At 61.0% G+C, this 16,743-nt stretch carries 14 protein-coding genes; 10 read left to right on the forward strand and 4 right to left on the reverse strand.

The annotated features are described in order from the left end of the window. Window positions 1-492 precede the first annotated feature (492 nt). The 3 genes from AC07VG_RS05585 to gap all read right to left on the reverse strand — a co-directional run bounded on the left by AC07VG_RS05585 (window position 493) and on the right by gap (window position 2,922). The gene (locus AC07VG_RS05585; RefSeq protein WP_495002430.1) at window positions 493-1,002 is read right to left on the reverse strand and encodes an OB-fold protein; all 510 of its coding nucleotides are present in this window, start codon (window positions 1,000-1,002) and stop codon (window positions 493-495) included. Window positions 1,003-1,413: 411 nt separating this feature from the next. Next, window positions 1,414-1,878, reverse strand: coding sequence for a methylglyoxal synthase (locus AC07VG_RS05590; protein ID WP_495002506.1), 465 nt, complete (start codon window positions 1,876-1,878; stop codon window positions 1,414-1,416). 42 nt (window positions 1,879-1,920) lie between these two features. Beyond that, entirely contained in the window at window positions 1,921-2,922 is a 1,002-nt protein-coding gene (gap, locus tag AC07VG_RS05595; RefSeq protein WP_495002431.1) for a type I glyceraldehyde-3-phosphate dehydrogenase, read from the reverse strand. 212 nt (window positions 2,923-3,134) lie between these two features. Between gap and edd the strand changes: the two genes are divergently transcribed. The 4 genes from edd (at window position 3,135) to AC07VG_RS05615 (ending at window position 8,329) form a co-directional block, all read left to right on the forward strand. Beyond that, the gene (edd, locus tag AC07VG_RS05600) at window positions 3,135-4,961 is read left to right on the forward strand and encodes a phosphogluconate dehydratase (protein ID WP_495002432.1); all 1,827 of its coding nucleotides are present in this window, start codon (window positions 3,135-3,137) and stop codon (window positions 4,959-4,961) included. Continuing rightward, the gene (locus tag AC07VG_RS05605; RefSeq protein ID WP_495002433.1) at window positions 4,958-5,935 is read left to right on the forward strand and encodes a glucokinase; all 978 of its coding nucleotides are present in this window, start codon (window positions 4,958-4,960) and stop codon (window positions 5,933-5,935) included. Before edd ends, AC07VG_RS05605 begins: the two co-directional genes overlap by 4 nt. A gap of 212 nt (window positions 5,936-6,147) precedes the next feature. Continuing rightward, a complete protein-coding gene (locus tag AC07VG_RS05610) occupies window positions 6,148-6,879 on the forward strand; it encodes a response regulator (protein ID WP_177143352.1) in 732 nt (243 codons plus the stop codon). After that, a complete protein-coding gene (locus tag AC07VG_RS05615) occupies window positions 6,869-8,329 on the forward strand; it encodes an ATP-binding protein (protein WP_495002434.1) in 1,461 nt (486 codons plus the stop codon). Before AC07VG_RS05610 ends, AC07VG_RS05615 begins: the two co-directional genes overlap by 11 nt. Here the strand turns inward: AC07VG_RS05615 and AC07VG_RS05620 are convergent. Beyond that, window positions 8,298-8,942, reverse strand: coding sequence for an AP2/ERF family transcription factor (locus AC07VG_RS05620; RefSeq protein ID WP_495002435.1), 645 nt, complete (start codon window positions 8,940-8,942; stop codon window positions 8,298-8,300). The genes AC07VG_RS05615 and AC07VG_RS05620 overlap by 32 nt on opposite strands. A 483-nt stretch (window positions 8,943-9,425) precedes the next feature. Between AC07VG_RS05620 and AC07VG_RS05625 the strand changes: the two genes are divergently transcribed. From AC07VG_RS05625 to AC07VG_RS05650, 6 genes are all read left to right on the forward strand, one after another. After that, window positions 9,426-10,709: a D-mannose isomerase gene (locus tag AC07VG_RS05625; protein ID WP_495020625.1), complete on the forward strand. Its 1,284-nt coding sequence runs from the start codon at window positions 9,426-9,428 to the stop codon at window positions 10,707-10,709. Window positions 10,710-10,814: 105 nt separating this feature from the next. After that, window positions 10,815-12,101 (forward strand): ABC transporter substrate-binding protein, encoded by a 1,287-nt coding sequence (locus AC07VG_RS05630; protein WP_495002437.1) that lies wholly within the window; start codon window positions 10,815-10,817, stop codon window positions 12,099-12,101. A gap of 154 nt (window positions 12,102-12,255) precedes the next feature. Next, window positions 12,256-13,164 (forward strand): carbohydrate ABC transporter permease, encoded by a 909-nt coding sequence (locus tag AC07VG_RS05635; protein ID WP_495002438.1) that lies wholly within the window; start codon window positions 12,256-12,258, stop codon window positions 13,162-13,164. Then, entirely contained in the window at window positions 13,157-14,002 is an 846-nt protein-coding gene (locus AC07VG_RS05640; RefSeq protein WP_495002439.1) for a carbohydrate ABC transporter permease, read from the forward strand. The genes AC07VG_RS05635 and AC07VG_RS05640 overlap by 8 nt, the downstream gene beginning before the upstream one ends. A 2-nt stretch (window positions 14,003-14,004) precedes the next feature. After that, on the forward strand, window positions 14,005-15,165 hold the full coding sequence (locus AC07VG_RS05645) for an ABC transporter ATP-binding protein (RefSeq protein ID WP_495002440.1): 1,161 nt from the start codon (window positions 14,005-14,007) through the stop codon (window positions 15,163-15,165). 91 nt (window positions 15,166-15,256) lie between these two features. Then, complete coding sequence (locus tag AC07VG_RS05650) at window positions 15,257-16,603, forward strand: carbohydrate porin (protein WP_495002441.1); 1,347 nt, start codon at window positions 15,257-15,259, stop codon at window positions 16,601-16,603. The last annotated feature ends 140 nt before the right edge of the window (window positions 16,604-16,743 follow it).

The following is a 16,743-nucleotide window of genomic DNA, read 5'->3' on the forward strand; positions in this document are numbered from 1 at the left end:
AATAGCAAAGGCGCACAGCGCCGCGAAAGCGGCATTTGTGCTCGCTTCATGGCGGGCTGTGTGCAGGAGGCTTCGGCCTGCCGGTTCCTTTGCTCCGGTCTGCAAACCTGTGTACGGCTCGCCACCTTTCGTTTTGCAGCGTGGATGACGAGCTCCTTACCTAGCAAAGGAGTTTCACCATAACCAAGAAAATCACTCCCGATCCACCGAGCATTCGCAACGCTTCCAGCATGGCGGACAGAGATATGTACCTCCGTAAAGTCTCTGATGAGCCTTCAAATGAGTCTGAGCCGGCACCGGCAAATACGACCCGTTTGCTCGATACCCTCGCGTTCACCTGCTCCGGTTTCGCCTTCGTTGGACCAGCGATAGACCAAAACGAAAAAAGCCCGCCAAAGGCGGGCTTTCAACACTTTCGTATTTCCCCCAGCGAAATCAATGCTTGCAGCATTTGAACCCTGTCCGGGTGGCTGATGGGGTCAAATCTGTGAATCAGAGCAGTATGCAGGCGTCCGACATCGGAATCTTGGCGACGTCCCCCTTGCCCACGCACAGCAGGGTGACTTTGGCGCCTTTTTTCAGCGGAGCCAGTTTAGGGGCGTCTTCTTTTTCGAAAGCGAATTGCGGTTCCATGAACTGGTTCACACCACCGACCAGTGTCAGGTAAGGCGCACCCATGAAGTTGGTGCTGATATCGGCGACAGTGCCCGAGACTTTGAACTTTTTGCCTTTGAACTGTTGATCGGCAGCCACAGTGTTCTCGTTATAAGCTACTGCAATAGCCTTGGCCGTGACCGCGGGCATGGCCGCCACATCCTGCTTCGCCTTGTCTTGTGCTGCCTGTGCCTGAGCTTGATCGGCGGCGGCTTGTTGCGCATGTTTTTGTTCCAGAGCGGCGGCATCCGCCTGTTTTTGCTCTGGAGACTTCATGGCATTCGAGATGATTGAGATGGCTATCAGGCAGCCAAAAACGATACCGACCCATTTGAATAGCTTTTTCACGTCCTTCTCCCTACCCAGTAAGTGACTTCCATTAACGCTCCCGTGCCATAGCGTCAAACCGCTAAAGCAGCGGGATTCTCTCGGATACTCGGAGGCGAAGCAAGGCAGAGTGCCACCAATTGCTGTGGTCGAAGGGGGGAATATCTGACCCTGGGCAGTCATTCATTCGACTGAAGCTGATAGGTGGCAGTGAGTGTCACCTTCAGTCATGACGATGGATGATTCACCGCCGCTATCGCCAGCAAGCTGGCTCCTACAGTTTTGTGTTGTGTACAAAATTGTGGCACAGACGACGCACTGTAGGAGCAGGGCTTGCCCGTGAAGCATTTGGCGATCTTCACGGACGCCTACGCAGCGATGGGTCTCCTGGCGAGGTTCCACAACGGAGAGTGTCCAGCCTGCTGACTGGCGTTAACGCCGTGCCGCCAGATACGCCTCATAATCCGGTACCCGATACTTATGCGCCTGCTCCATCAACGGACTGCCGAGCAGGTAGTCGGCGGTGCACTCGTTGCAGGCCACGGGAATGTTCCACACCGCAGCGACCCGCAGCAATGCCTTGATATCCGGGTCGTGGGGCTGGGGTTCGAACGGGTCCCAGAAAAAAATCAGCATGTCGACCCGCTGCTCGGCAATACGGGCGCCCAATTGCTGGTCACCGCCCAACGGGCCGCTGATCATGCTTTCCACCGGCAGGCCCAGGCGCTTGTTCAGCAACAACCCCGTAGTGCCCGTGGCCACCAGCTCATGCTGGGCCAGACGGTCTTTCTGGCGCTCGGCCCAGTCCAGCAGAAACACTTTGCAGTGGTCATGAGCCACCAGGGCGATGCGCTTGCGCGCCGCCATGGTGGTCTGGGTAAAACTGATCCCTATCATCGGTTCCTGTTCCACGCCTGTTCCTTGTTCCGTGTTGGTTTTTTACTCGGCGTTGCACAGCGCCAGGCAGTTATCCAGCATGCGGTTGGAGAAGCCCCACTCGTTGTCGTACCAGGCCAGGACCTTGAGCAGCTTGCCGCTGACCTTGGTGTGGTTGGCGTCGAAGATCGACGACAGCGGGTTGTGGTTGAAGTCGCTGGAAACCAGCGGCAGGGTGTTGTAACCCAGGATCTTCGAATGCCGGCTGGCTTCCTTGAGCAGGGCGTTGACTTCTTCAGCCGTGGCCTCGCGCTTGAGTTGCACGGTCAGGTCGACCAGGGACACGTTGATCACCGGCACGCGCACGGACATGCCGGTCAGCTTGCCCGCCAGTTCCGGAAGCACCAGGCCCACGGCTTCGGCGGCGCCGGTTTTGCTCGGGATCATGTTCTGGGTCGCCGAACGCGCGCGGTACGGGTCGGTGTGGTAGACGTCGGTCAGGTTCTGGTCATTGGTGTAGGCATGGATGGTGGTCATCAGGCCACTTTCGATACCCAGCTCGCGGTGCAGCACCTGGGCCACCGGGGCCAGGCAGTTGGTGGTGCACGATGCGTTGGAAATGATCTGGTGCGATTGGCGCAGGATGTCATGGTTGACCCCGTACACCACGGTGGCATCGGCGCCTTTGGCCGGCGCGGAAATAATCACTTTGCGGGCGCCGGCAGTCAGGTGCGCGGCAGCCTTGGCACGGTCGGTGAACAGACCGGTGCATTCAAAAACCACGTCGATCTTCTCGGCGGCCCAGGGCAGTTCGGCCGGATTGCGGATCGCGCTGACGGAAATGCGATCGCCGTTGACGATCAGGCTTTCATTGTCATGTTCTACGCTGGCATCAAAAGTGCCGTGAACCGTGTCGTACTTGAGCAGGTGAGCATTGATGGCGCTGTCGCCCAGGTCGTTGATGGCGACGACCTGCAGGTCTTGACGGTAACCTTGGGTATAGAGTGCACGCAGTACGTTGCGGCCGATGCGGCCAAAACCGTTGATTGCGATTCGTAGAGTCATTTAGGGAAGCGCCTGTCATAGTTTTGTTGTTGGAATTACAAGATTATTCGCATAAAAATAGAAAACAAGCCTTTTTAGTGGCAATATTTTGTTTTATCTACAACGAGTGACCTGAATCAACAGGTCCAGATGATTGAAAAGCCCCGTCGTACGAGGCTTTCGATCAGCTTGGAACCACAGGTCGCCCTATCCGTTAGCCTGGAGTTCTACACATGCATCCCCGCGTTCTTGAGGTCACCGAACGGCTTGTCGCCCGCAGCCACGCCACTCGCCAGGCGTATCTGGCACTGATTCGCGGTGCCGCCAGTGATGGCCCGATGCGCGGCAAGCTGCAATGCGCGAACTTTGCCCATGGCGTGGCCGGCTGCGGCAGCGACGACAAGCAGAACCTGCGCCTGATGAACGCCGCCAACGTGGCGATCGTTTCGTCCTATAACGACATGCTCTCCGCGCACCAGCCTTACGAAACCTATCCGGAACAGATCAAGCACGCCCTGCGCGAGATCGGCTCGGTCGGCCAGTTCGCTGGCGGTGTGCCGGCCATGTGCGATGGCGTGACCCAAGGTGAGCCGGGCATGGAGCTGGGCATCGCCAGCCGCGAAGTGATCGCGATGTCCACCGCCGTGGCCCTGTCGCACAACATGTTCGACGCGGCGATGATGCTTGGCATCTGCGACAAGATCGTGCCCGGCCTGTTGATGGGCGCCTTGCGCTTCGGTCACCTGCCGACCATCTTTGTGCCCGGCGGGCCGATGGTCTCGGGGATTTCCAACAAGGAAAAAGCCGATGTGCGCCAGCGCTATGCCGAAGGCAAGGCCAGCCGCGAGGAGCTGCTGGAGTCGGAGATGAAGTCCTACCACAGCCCCGGCACCTGCACCTTCTACGGCACCGCCAACACCAACCAGTTGCTGATGGAAGTCATGGGCCTGCACTTGCCGGGTTCGTCCTTCGTCAATCCGAATACCCCGCTGCGCGATGCCCTGACCCGCGAAGCGGCGCACCAGATCACCCGCCTGACCAAGCAGAGCGGCAGCTTCATGCCCCTGGGGGAGATTGTAGACGAGCGTTCGCTGGTCAACTCCATCGTTGCCCTGCACGCCACCGGCGGTTCCACCAACCACACTCTGCATATGCCGGCGATTGCCCAGGCGGCCGGTATCCAACTGACCTGGCAGGACATGGCCGACCTCTCCGAGGTGGTGCCGACCCTCTCCCATGTCTATCCGAACGGCAAGGCCGATATCAACCACTTCCAGGCGGCGGGTGGCATGGCCTTCCTGATTCGTGAACTGCTGGAAGCCGGCCTGTTGCACGAAGATGTGAATACCGTCGCCGGCCACGGCCTGAGCCGCTACACCCAGGAGCCGTTCTTGCTGGACGGCGAACTGGTCTGGCGCGACGGCCCGATCGAAAGCCTCGATGAACATATCCTGCGCCCCGTGGCCCGGGCCTTCTCTCCGGAAGGCGGCCTGCGGGTGATGGAAGGCAACCTTGGCCGCGGCGTGATGAAAGTTTCCGCCGTGGCCCTGGAGCACCAGATCGTCGAAGCCCCGGCGGTGGTGTTCCAGGACCAACAGGACCTGGCCGATGCATTCAAGGCCGGCTTGCTGGAGAAGGACTTTGTCGCGGTGATGCGCTTCCAGGGGCCGCGCTCCAACGGCATGCCGGAATTGCACAAGATGACCCCGTTCCTCGGCGTGTTGCAGGACCGTGGCTTCAAGGTCGCGCTGGTCACCGACGGTCGCATGTCCGGGGCCTCGGGCAAGATTCCGGCGGCCATCCATGTCTGCCCCGAAGCCCATGTCGGCGGCGCGCTGGCGCGGGTCCGTGATGGCGATGTGATCCGCGTGGACGGGGTCAAGGGCACCTTGCGGGTGCTGGTGGACGACGCCGAATTCGCCGCGCGCGAGCCCGTGGTCGGCCTGCTGGGTAATAATATCGGCTGTGGCCGCGAACTCTTCGGCTTCATGCGCATGGCCTTCAGCTCGGCGGAGCAGGGCGCCAGCGCGTTCACTTCGGCCCTGGAGCACCTTGAATGAAGTTGGCGTTGGTAGGCGACATTGGCGGCACCAATGCGCGTTTCGCGTTGTGGAAGGACAATGCCCTGGATTCGGTGAAGATCCTGGCAACTGTCGATCATGCCAGCCCCGAGGCGGCCATCAAGGTCTACCTCGACGGCCTGGGCCTGGCGCTGGGGGCGGTCGGCGCCGTGTGCCTGTCGGTGGCGGGCCCCGTGGGCGGCGACGAGTTTCGGTTCACCAATAACCACTGGCGGCTGAGCCGCCGGGCGTTCTGCGAAACCTTGCAGGTCGACGAGCTGTTGCTGGTCAACGACTTTTCCGCCATGGCCCTGGGCATGACCCGGCTGGAGCCGGGTGACTACCGGGTGGTCTGCGAAGGCACGCCGGAGCCGTTGCGTCCGGCGGTGGTGATCGGTCCCGGCACCGGCCTCGGCGTGGGTACTTTGTTACACCTGGGCGAGCAGCACTTCATGGCCTTGCCGGGGGAAGGTGGGCATGTCGACCTGCCCTTGAGCAGCCCACGTGAAACCCAGCTCTGGCAGCATATTCACAGTGAAATCGGCCATGTCAGCGCCGAGTCGGCGTTGAGCGGTGGCGGCTTGCCACGGGTATACCGGGCGATCTGCGCGGTGGACGGGCACGTGCCGGTGCTGGAAACCCCGGAGTCGATTACCGCGGCCGGTCTGGCGGGCGATCCGATTGCCCGGGAAGTGCTGGAGCAGTTCAGTTGCTGGCTGGGCCGGGTGGCGGGCAACAACGTGCTGACCACGGGCGGGCGCGGCGGGGTGTATATCGTCGGCGGGGTGATCCCGCGGTTTGCCGATTTTTTCATCAACAGCGGCTTTGCCAGGAGCTTTGCTGACAAAGGCTGCATGAGCGACTACTTCAAGGGCATCCCGGTGTGGCTGGTGACGGCCCCGTATTCCGGGCTGATTGGCGCGGGGGTGGCGTTGCAGCAGGCTTTTGAGCACACCCTGGTGTCGGCGAGTTAATAAGGCTTCAGGTAGACGCGATCTCAATTGTGGCGAGCGGGCAAGCCCGCTCGCCACAAGATCGTGCTCGGCTTCAGATTTTCTTGATTGACGGGTATTTGGGGCTTGCCCGCAAAGGCATTCCATTCCCCCAGGCAACACTGCTTCACGGCTTAATCGATTAAGGCATAATCCGCATTTCAGTCCTCATCACAACAACAAGGACGATTTCCGTGAGCGTATTCAGTAAGTCCATTCTCCTGGTCGACGACGATCAGGAAATCCGTGAGTTGCTGGACACCTACCTCAGCCGTGCCGGTTTCCAGGTGCGTACCGTCGGCGATGGCGCCGGCTTTCGCCAAGCCCTCAACGATGCCCACAGCGATCTGGTGATCCTCGACGTCATGCTCCCCGACGAAGACGGCTTCAGCCTCTGCCGCTGGGTACGCCAGCATCCGCGACAGGCGCAGGTGCCGATCATCATGCTGACGGCCAGCTCCGACGAGGCCGACCGGGTCATCGGTCTGGAACTGGGCGCCGACGATTACCTGGGCAAACCGTTCAGCCCACGGGAACTGCAGGCACGGATCAAGGCCCTGTTGCGCCGTGCCCAGTTCGGCCAGGAGCGCAATGGCAGCGAGGTGCTGGCTTTTGACGACTGGCGCCTGGACACGGTCAGCCACCGGCTGTTCCACACCGACGGTGAAGAAGTGATTCTCTCCGGCGCCGACTTCGCCTTGCTCAAGCTGTTTCTTGATCACCCCCAGGAAATCCTCGACCGCGACACCATCGGCAATGCCACCCGCGGGCGTGATCTGATGCCCCTGGACCGGATCGTCGACATGGCGGTCAGCCGCCTGCGCCAACGCCTGCGCGACACCGACAAGCCGCCGCGACTGATTCGCACCGTGCGCGGCAGCGGCTATCAGCTGGCGGCCAACGTCACCGCAGCCAATGCCCTCTGAACTGCGCCGGCGCCTGCCGGTTCCGCGCTCGCTGCTGGGGCGCATGTTGCTGCTGACCCTGCTGGCGGTGTTGATCGCCCAGACGCTGTCCAGCGTGATCTGGCTCTCGCAGTTGCGGGCCACGCAGCTCGAAGGCCTGGTCACCAGTGCCCGCAGCCTGGCTCATTCGATGACCGCCAGTGTCAGCTACCTGCGCTCGCTGCCGCTGGCCTATCGTCCGCTGGTGCTCGATCAGTTGCGCAGCATGGGCGGCACGCGTTTTGTCGTCACCCTCAATGACAAACCCCTGGACATGCGCCTGCTGCCGGCCACGCCACGCAAGACCGCGGTGCTCGACGCCGTGCACGAGGTGTTGCGCCAGGCGTTGGGCAACGAGGTGGATATCTCGGTGCAATTCGTCAGCCCGGACGACCTGCGGATCTTCAACGGCGGCCTGAAACTCGACGAGCTGCCGCGTTCCTGGGCCCACTATGCATTGACCCTGGAACCGGTCAATCCGCCGGTGCTGGTGACGCAGATCCAGATGTCCCCCGGCGAATGGCTGTATATCGCCTCCCTGTTGCCGGAACCCTACACCAGCCTGGAGGAGGAAGGCCTGCCGTCCCAGCAGGTGTGGTTTATCGTCCTCACCAGTAGCTTTCTGCTGTTGTTCATCGGCCTGCTGGTGCACTGGCAGAGCCGTCCCCTCAAGCGCCTGGCACGGGCGGCGCGGGACATGTCCCTGGGCGATGCGCAGGTACGGCCGGTGGCCGAGGGTGGCGGTAGCGAAGTGGTGGAGGTGGGGCGCGCATTCAACGCCATGCGTGAGCGCATCAGTCGTTACCTGACCGAACGCAGCCAGTTGTTCAGCGCCATTTCCCACGACCTGCGCACCCCCATCACCCGCCTGCGCCTGCGGGTCGAGCTGCTGGAGGACGAGAAGCTGCAGCACAAGTTTGGCCGCGACCTCGACGAGCTGGAGATGCTGGTCAAGGGCGCGCTGCAATGCGTGAAGGACACCGATATCCACGAGAACATCGAACCGGTGGACCTCAACCACGCCCTCGATTGTCTGATCGAACCCTACCTGCCGCCCAACGGCAACGGTCGGGTCTCGCTGGACGGGCGCGCCCACGCGGCCTTTCCCGGCAAGCCGCTGGCGCTGCGACGCTGCATGGGCAATCTGATCGACAACGCCCTCAAGTATGGTGACAAGGCCCATCTGCACATCGAAGACGACGACGTGGCCTTTGTCCTGCACGTCGATGATGAGGGACCAGGGGTACCCGAGCAGCGCCTGGAGCAGGTCTTCGAACCGCACTTTCGCTTGTCCGGTCAGCAGCAGGGCTACGGCCTGGGGCTGGGCATCGCGCGCAATATCGCCCACAGCCATGGCGGTGAGGTGAGCCTGCAGAACCTGCGCGACGGTGGGCTGCGGGTTACTTTGTACTTGCCGCGAAATGCCGACTGATCGACAGGAACGCTTGTTCCGCACTGATGTTCAGCGCCGGCTCGAGCGGGTCCGGCGTGAGAATATCGGCTGAGACCGAGACCTCCCGCGGTCGCGCCATGGCGGCACGGATGCGGTGCTCGCGCACGCGGCTGTTGCTCTGGCTGAAGTAGCGCTGCAAGGCTTCCATCGCCTGTTCATAGGGCTCGCCGCACAAGGCCAGCTGGCGTTCGCGCTCACGCAGCGCCAGGCGCTTGGCCTGTTCTTCGCCGTGGCGGCGGACACTGAAACTGCGGCTCAGGCAGTAGCCATGAATCCGCGTGCTGGCGCGCCAATAGCCGGTGTTGTTGGTCTCGACCCGAATCACCCCGGGATGCCCGCTGGTGTTGTGGGGCATCAGGCGCTGGCGTTCGGCATAGCTCAGCGAAGGCTGCATTTTCAGCACCAGGGCGTTGCGGTAGGACTCGGCCATGCTCCGGGCCGGTTCCTCGCCGCCGCATTCGGCAAAGCTGAAGACCCCGTCCAGGCGGACGCCGCCGCGCACGACCTCGACCCGCCAGGCACACAGCCCTTGTGCGTTGTAGACCGGGAAAATGCAGCATTGGCGGGGGTTGCGCAGGTGGGGGGCAACCATGGATCACACCTCCTTGTGGGCGCTCGACCGGCGCACCTGAAATGAAGAAGTGCAGCAGATTCGCCGAAGTAAAGGAGTGCTTCAATGTGGGAAAAGACGTTAGGGATTGCTCCTACATTGGAAAGGGAAACGACTTATTCAGCAATTTTCCTACCTTGCGGAGCCTTGGGCCGAAGGGTGCTTCCTTTGATGTTTGTCACTGAGTGGTGACATTTGCGCGGGGCTTCGTGACCTGGTGGCGCGAGATGGCTGGCTAGAATCGCCCGATGACAGGCATTGGTTCCATTGCTGATCAGTCAAGGTTGAACACGGTCTCCTGTAGGCGCTGGCTTGCCAGCGATGGCGGCGGTGAACGTGACATCGCCATCGCTGGCAAGCCAGCTCCTACAGGGGTGTGCGGTGTTTTCAAAGTCACATTTCCTTATCTGACGGCCTGGGGAATGCGCCCTGTCTTTTGATCCTAACAACAAGAAAGGTACTCGGATGGACACCCTTGAACTGCCCTTCAGCAGCTGGCTCAACGCCCCGGCCCATCACGCTTGGCTGCTGGCCGAAGGCCGGCGGCTGCTGGCGTTTGCCAAGGCCTCGCGCCTGGCCGAAGGCTTCGGCAACCTCGACGAGCGCGGGCAACTGGCGGACAGGGCCATGGCCGAAACCATGAACACCGCGCGCATGACCCACAGTTTCGCCATGGCCCATATCCAGGGGATTCCCGGTTGTCTGGCCCTGGTCGAGCACGGTGTCGCCGCTCTCTGGGGCCCGTTGCGCGATGCCACCCACGGCGGCTGGTATGCGCGGCCCGATCACCGCGATGGCAACAGCGGCAAGGCCGCCTACCTGCATGCCTTTGTCGCCCTGGCCGCGAGTTCCGCGGTGGTCGCCGGCAGCGCCGATGCCCCGAGCCTGCTGGCCGAAGCGATCGGCGTGCTGGAAACGCATTTCTGGAGCGAGGAGGAGGGCGCCCTGCGTGAATCCTTCGCCCGCGACTGGCAGCAGGAAGAAGCCTATCGCGGCGCCAACAGCAATATGCACGGCACCGAGGCCTTTCTCGCCCTGGCCGATGTCACCGGCGACAGTCGCTGGCTGGATCGCGCGCTACGCATCGTCGAGCGGGTAATCCATCATCACGCCGCCGCCAACGATTTCATGGTCATCGAGCACTTCGATCGCCAGTGGCAACCCCTGCGCGAGTACAACCACGACAACCCGGCGGACGGCTTTCGCCCCTATGGCACCACGCCCGGCCACGGTTTCGAGTGGGCGCGGCTGGTCTTGCACCTGGAGGCCGCACGCCGTGCGGCCGGCCTGTTCACCCCCGGCTGGTTGCTGGACGATGCCCGCGGGCTGTTCGACAGCGCCTGCCGCCATGGCTGGCAGGCCGATGGCACGCCGGGCATCGTCTACACGCTGGACTGGGCCAATCGCCCGGTGGTCCGTCAGCGCCTGCACTGGACCCATGCCGAAGCCAGCGCCACGGCCGCCGCCTTGCTCCGGCGCACCGGCGAGGCGCAGTACGAAACCTGGTATCGACGCTTCTGGGATTTCATCGATGTGCACTTCATCGACCCGGTGTTGGGCAGTTGGCATCACGAACTGGACGAGCACAATCGGCCCGATGCCAAGATCTGGGGCGGCAAACCCGACCTCTATCATGCCTTTCAAGCGGTACTGCTGCCCGACCTGCCACTCGCTCCGAGCCTCGCGAGTGCTCTGGCCCGGCAATCTTCGGCTAATAACGGCAACGCAAACCATGTAACCATGCGGTGACATTTGCACGTCCCTTCGTTACCTGCGAGGGGCCTTGCCTTGACTAGAATCCCATGCAGCGCAAGCACCAGACTTGCATGCATAACAACAAGAAAGGTACTACAGATGAATTCGATTTCCCGCCTCGCCGCTGTCGTTTCTCTCGCCTCGTTGTTTCCCCTAAGCGCTCTTGCCGCCGACTCGAAAGGGTCCGTGGAAGTTGTCCATTGGTGGACTTCCGGTGGTGAAAAAGCCGCGGTCGATGTCCTCAAGGCTCAAGTTGAAAAAGACGGCTTCACCTGGAAAGACGGTGCGGTAGCGGGCGGCGGCGGTGCCACTGCCATGACCGTGCTGAAAAGCCGTGCCGTAGCCGGCAACCCACCGGGTGTTGCGCAGATCAAAGGCCCGGATATCCAGGAATGGGCATCCACCGGGCTGCTCGACACTGACGTTCTGAAGGGTGTTGCCAAAGACGAGAAGTGGGACGGCCTGCTCGACAAGAAAGTCTCCGATACCGTGAAGTACAACGGTGATTACGTGGCCGTGCCGGTGAACATTCACCGCGTCAACTGGCTGTGGATCAACCCTGCAGTCTTCAAGAAAGCCGGTATCGAAAAAGCACCGACCACCCTCCAGGAATTCTACGCTGCCGGCGACAAGCTCAAGGCGGCGGGTTTCATTGCGCTTGCCCACGGCGGTCAGCCTTGGCAGGACAGCACCGTTTTCGAAGCTGTCGTGTTGTCGGTGATGGGCGTTGATGGCTACAAGAAAGCCCTGGTCGACCTGGACAACGCTACCCTGACCGGTCCTGAAATGGTCAAGGCGCTGACCGAACTGAAGAAAGTCGCGACCTACATGGACCAGGACGGCAAAGGCCAGGACTGGAACCTGGAAGCGGCCAAGGTCATCAACGGCAAGGCCGGCATGCAGATCATGGGTGACTGGGCCAAGAGCGAGTGGACGGCGGCCAAGAAAGTCGCTGGCAAGGACTACGAATGCGTAGCCTTCCCGGGTACCGATAAAGCCTTCACCTACAACATCGACTCCCTGGCGGTGTTCAAGCAGAAAGACAAGGGCACCGCGGCAGGTCAGCAGGATATTGCCAAGGTCGTCCTGGGTGAGAACTTCCAGAAAGTCTTCAGCATCAACAAAGGCTCGATCCCGGTTCGTAACGACATGCTCCACGAAATGGACAAGCTCGGCTTCGACGAGTGCGCCCAGAAGTCGGCCAAGGACTTCCTGGACGATGCCAAGACTGGCGGCCTGCAACCGAGCATGGCGCACAACATGGCGACCACGCTGGCGGTACAGGGTGCGTTCTTTGACGTAGTGACCAACTACATCAACGACCCGAAAGCCGATCCTGCCGATGCGGCGAAGAAACTCGGCGCGGCGGTCAAGTCCGCCAAGTAATCATTAGCAACGCAGGCTCCCTGTAGGCGCTGGCTTGCCAGCGATAGCGGAATATCGGTCACCGGATTCGCCAACTGATAAACCGCAATCGCCGGCAAGCCGGCTCCTACAGAGGATCTGCATGTAGTCCCTTTTCCCTGTAGTGGATTTTCCCATGAGTTCTGTTGCTGTGTTCAGCAAAGCCTCGCCGTTCGATGCATTGCAGCGCTGGCTACCCAAACTGGTGCTGGCGCCCAGCATGTTCATCGTCCTGGTGGGCTTCTATGGCTATATCCTGTGGACGTTCGTGCTGTCGTTCACCAACTCGACTTTCCTGCCGTCCTACAAATGGGTAGGCCTGGCGCAATACGCACGGTTGTTCGACAACGACCGCTGGTGGGTGGCGAGCAAGAACCTGGCGCTGTTCGGTGGCTTGTTCATCGGCGTCACCCTGGTGATCGGCGTGCTGTTGGCGGTGTTCCTCGACCAGCGCATCCGTCGCGAAGGTTTTATCCGCACGATTTACCTGTACCCGATGGCGCTCTCGATGATCGTCACCGGTACCGCCTGGAAATGGCTGCTCAACCCGGGCATGGGCCTCGACAAACTGCTGCGTGACTGGGGGTGGGAAGGCTTCCGCCTGGACTGGCTGATCGACCCTGATCGTGTGGTCTATTGCCTGGTGATCGCGGCGGTATGGCAGGCCTCGGGGTTCATCATGGCGATGTTCCTGGCCGGCTTGCGCGGTGTCGATCAATCGATCATTCGTGCGGCCCAGATCGATGGCGCGAGCCTGCCCAAGATCTATTGGAAAGTGGTGCTGCCAAGCCTGCGTCCGGTGTTCTTCAGTGCGGTGATGATCCTGGCGCACATCGCGATCAAGAGCTTCGACCTGGTGGCGGCGATGACCGCCGGCGGCCCGGGCTACTCGTCCGACCTGCCCGCCATGTTCATGTACTCCTTTACCTTCAGTCGCGGCCAGATGGGCATGGGCTCGGCCAGTGCGATCCTGATGCTCGGTGCGATTCTCGCGATCATCGTGCCTTACCTGTACTCCGAGCTGAGGACCAAGCGTAATGACTAGTCTCGTCCACAAACCGGCTATCAGCCTGAGTCGCATCGCCATCTACGCGGTGCTGATCCTCGCCGTGCTGCTCTATCTGGTACCGCTGGTGGTCATGCTGTTGACCAGCTTCAAGTCGCCGGAAGACATCAGCACCGGCAACCTGCTGAGCTGGCCGACGGTGATCACCGACATCGGCTGGGTCAAGGCCTGGGCCACGGTCAACGGTTACTTCTGGAACTCGATCAAGATCACCGTTCCGGCGGTGCTGATCTCCACCGCCATCGGTGCGTTGAACGGCTATGTGCTGTCGATGTGGCGCTTTCGCGGTTCGCAGTTGTTCTTCGGCCTGTTGCTGTTCGGTTGCTTCCTGCCGTTCCAGACCGTGCTGCTGCCGGCCTCGTTCACCCTCGGCAAGATGGGCCTGGCCAGCACCACCACCGGCCTGGTGTTCGTGCATATCGTTTACGGCCTGGCGTTCACCACGTTGTTCTTCCGTAACTATTACGTGAGCATTCCCGACGCGCTGGTGAAGGCGGCGCGCCTGGATGGCGCGGGTTTCTTCACCATCTTCCGGCTGATCATTCTGCCGATGTCGACCCCGATCATCATGGTCTGCCTGATCTGGCAGTTCACTCAGATCTGGAACGACTTCCTGTTCGGTGTGGTGTTCTCCAGCGGTGATTCGCAGCCGATCACGGTGGCGCTGAACAACCTGGTCAACACCAGTACCGGGGTCAAGGAATACAACGTTGATATGGCAGCGGCGATGATCGCCGGGCTGCCGACCCTGCTGGTCTATGTGGTCGCAGGCAAGTATTTCGTGCGCGGGCTGACGGCCGGCGCAGTCAAGGGGTAATCATGGCAACGCTCGAACTTCGCAATGTAAACAAGACCTACGGCGCCGGTTTGCCGGACACCCTGAAGAACATCGAACTGTCGATCTCGGACGGTGAGTTCCTGATCCTGGTGGGACCTTCGGGCTGTGGCAAGTCGACGCTGATGAACTGCATCGCAGGCCTGGAGAACATCACCGGCGGCGCGATCATGATTGATGATCAGGACGTCAGCGGTATGAGCCCGAAGGATCGTGACATCGCCATGGTGTTCCAGTCCTATGCGCTGTACCCGACCATGAGTGTGCGCGAGAACATCGAGTTCGGCCTGAAAATCCGCAAGATGAGCCAGGCGGCCATCGACGAAGAAGTCGCGCGGGTCGCCAAGCTGCTGCAGATCGAACACTTGCTCAACCGCAAGCCGGGCCAGTTGTCCGGTGGCCAGCAGCAGCGCGTGGCCATGGGCCGTGCCCTGGCGCGGCGGCCGAAGATCTACCTGTTCGACGAACCGCTGTCCAACCTCGACGCCAAGCTGCGGGTCGAGATGCGCACCGAAATGAAACTGATGCACCAGCGCCTGAAAACCACCACGGTCTACGTGACCCACGACCAGATCGAAGCCATGACCCTGGGCGACAAGGTGGCGGTGATGAAGGACGGCATCATCCAGCAGTTCGGCACGCCGAAGCAGATCTATAACGATCCGGCGAACCTGTTCGTCGCCAGCTTCATCGGTTCGCCGCCGATGAACTTCATCCCCCTGCGTCTGCAACGCAAGGACGGTCGCCTGCTGGCCTTGCTCGACAGCGGCCAGGCTCGTTGCGAGTTGCCGCTGGACGTGACCGACGCCGGTCTTGAAGACCGCGAAATTATTCTCGGCATGCGCCCGGAGCAGATCAGCCTGATGCAGGGCGAGCCCAATGGCTTGCCGAGCATTCGTGCCGAAGTGCAGGTCACCGAACCGACCGGCCCGGACACCCTGGTGTTCGTCAACCTCAACGAGACCAAGGTCTGCTGCCGACTGGCGCCGGACGTGGCGCCCCAGGTGGGCGAAACCCTGACCCTGCAATTCGATCCGGCCAAGGTGTTGTTGTTTGACGCCCAGACCGGTGAACGCCTGGGCGTGGTGGCTAAGCCGCAGGCCCAGGTGCATACCGACAATGTGGCGCAATTCAAGGGCCGCTGAAATTCGTGACGCGGGGTTCGCCCCGCGTCGCAGTCGATGTAACCGCGTTAGATAAAAACAGCTTAATAACAATAAAGACGAGGATGTAGGGATGAAAAAGCAAAACACCAATGCCCGCCTGTTCTGCCAATTGTCGGCGGCGGCAACACTGGTTCTGGCCGCTAATGCAATGGCGGACGATGCGTTCAGCGCTAACTCCAAATGGATGACCGGTGACTGGGGTGGAGAGCGAACCAAGCTGATCGAGGAAGGTATCGACATCAAGGCGGACTACGTCGGTGAGGTGGGTAGCAACCTGCATGGTGGCTACAACAATAACCACACCTCGCGTTACGCCGACCAGTTTGGCCTGGGCGTGGCGTTGGACCTGCAAAAACTGTGGGGCTGGGATAACACCCAGGCCAAGATCCAGCTCACCAACCGTAACGGTGAGAACATCTCCAATGACCGTATCGGCGACCCACGTGCCGGCACCTTGAGCTCCTCCCAGGAAGTCGACGGTCGCGGCCACATGGTCCGTCTGACCCAGCTGTGGATCCAGCACCAGATGTTCGACAACAAGCTGGACGTGAAACTCGGTTACTTCGGTGAAGGCGAAGACTTCAACACCTTCCCTTGCGATTTCCAGAACCTGTCGTTCTGTGGCTCCCAGGTGGGTAACTATGTCAACACCTGGTTCAACTGGCCCGTCGCCCAGGCCGCTATTCGCGTGAAGTACAACATCACGCCTGAGTTGTATGCGCAGATCGGTGCTTACAACCAGAACCCGTCGCAACTGGAACACGGTAACGGCTTCAAACTCAGCGGCAGCGGTACCAAGGGCACCGTCTTGCCGGTCGAACTGGTCTGGTCGCCGAAGGTCAACGACCTGCCGGGCGAATACCGTGTCGGTTACTACAAAAGCGCGGCCCCTGCCAATGATGTGCTCAGGGACAACAATGGCGGGGACGCGGCAACGACCGGTCTCCCTTATCGTGTCCACAACAGCAAGCACGGTTACTGGTTCGTTGCCCAGCAGCAACTCACCAGCCACAACGGCGATGCTTCCCGCGGTCTGAACATCGCGGCCAACGCGACCTTCCACGACAAGGCCACCAACCTCGTCGACAACTACCAGTCGGTGATGTTCGTGTACAAAGGGCCGTTCGATGCGCGTCCGAAGGATGACGTCGGGATCGGTTTCGCCCGTATCCATGTCAACCAGGACGTGAGGGAAAACGCCGAGTTGGAAAACGCGGCCAATAACGTCAGCGACTACAACAACCCGCTGTACTCGCCACTGCGCGACACCGAGTTCAACACCGAAATCAACTACGGCTTCCACGTCACCAACTGGCTGACCGTACGTCCCAACCTGCAGTACGTCACCCACCCGGGTGGTGTGAATCAAGTCGACAACGCTGTGGTCGCTGGCCTGAAAATTCAGTCGGTCTTCTAAGGCTTCGACTGATAAGCTCTCTCTCTATGTGCGCATCTTGCGGATGGTCCACCAGACCGTCCGCTTTTTTTTGCAGCACACTGTAGGAGCGAGCTTGCTCGCGATGAACGTCAACGATAACGCGGGGCAACTGGAGGTAC

The organism is Pseudomonas sp. GW821-FHT03C07 (assembly GCF_059420925.1).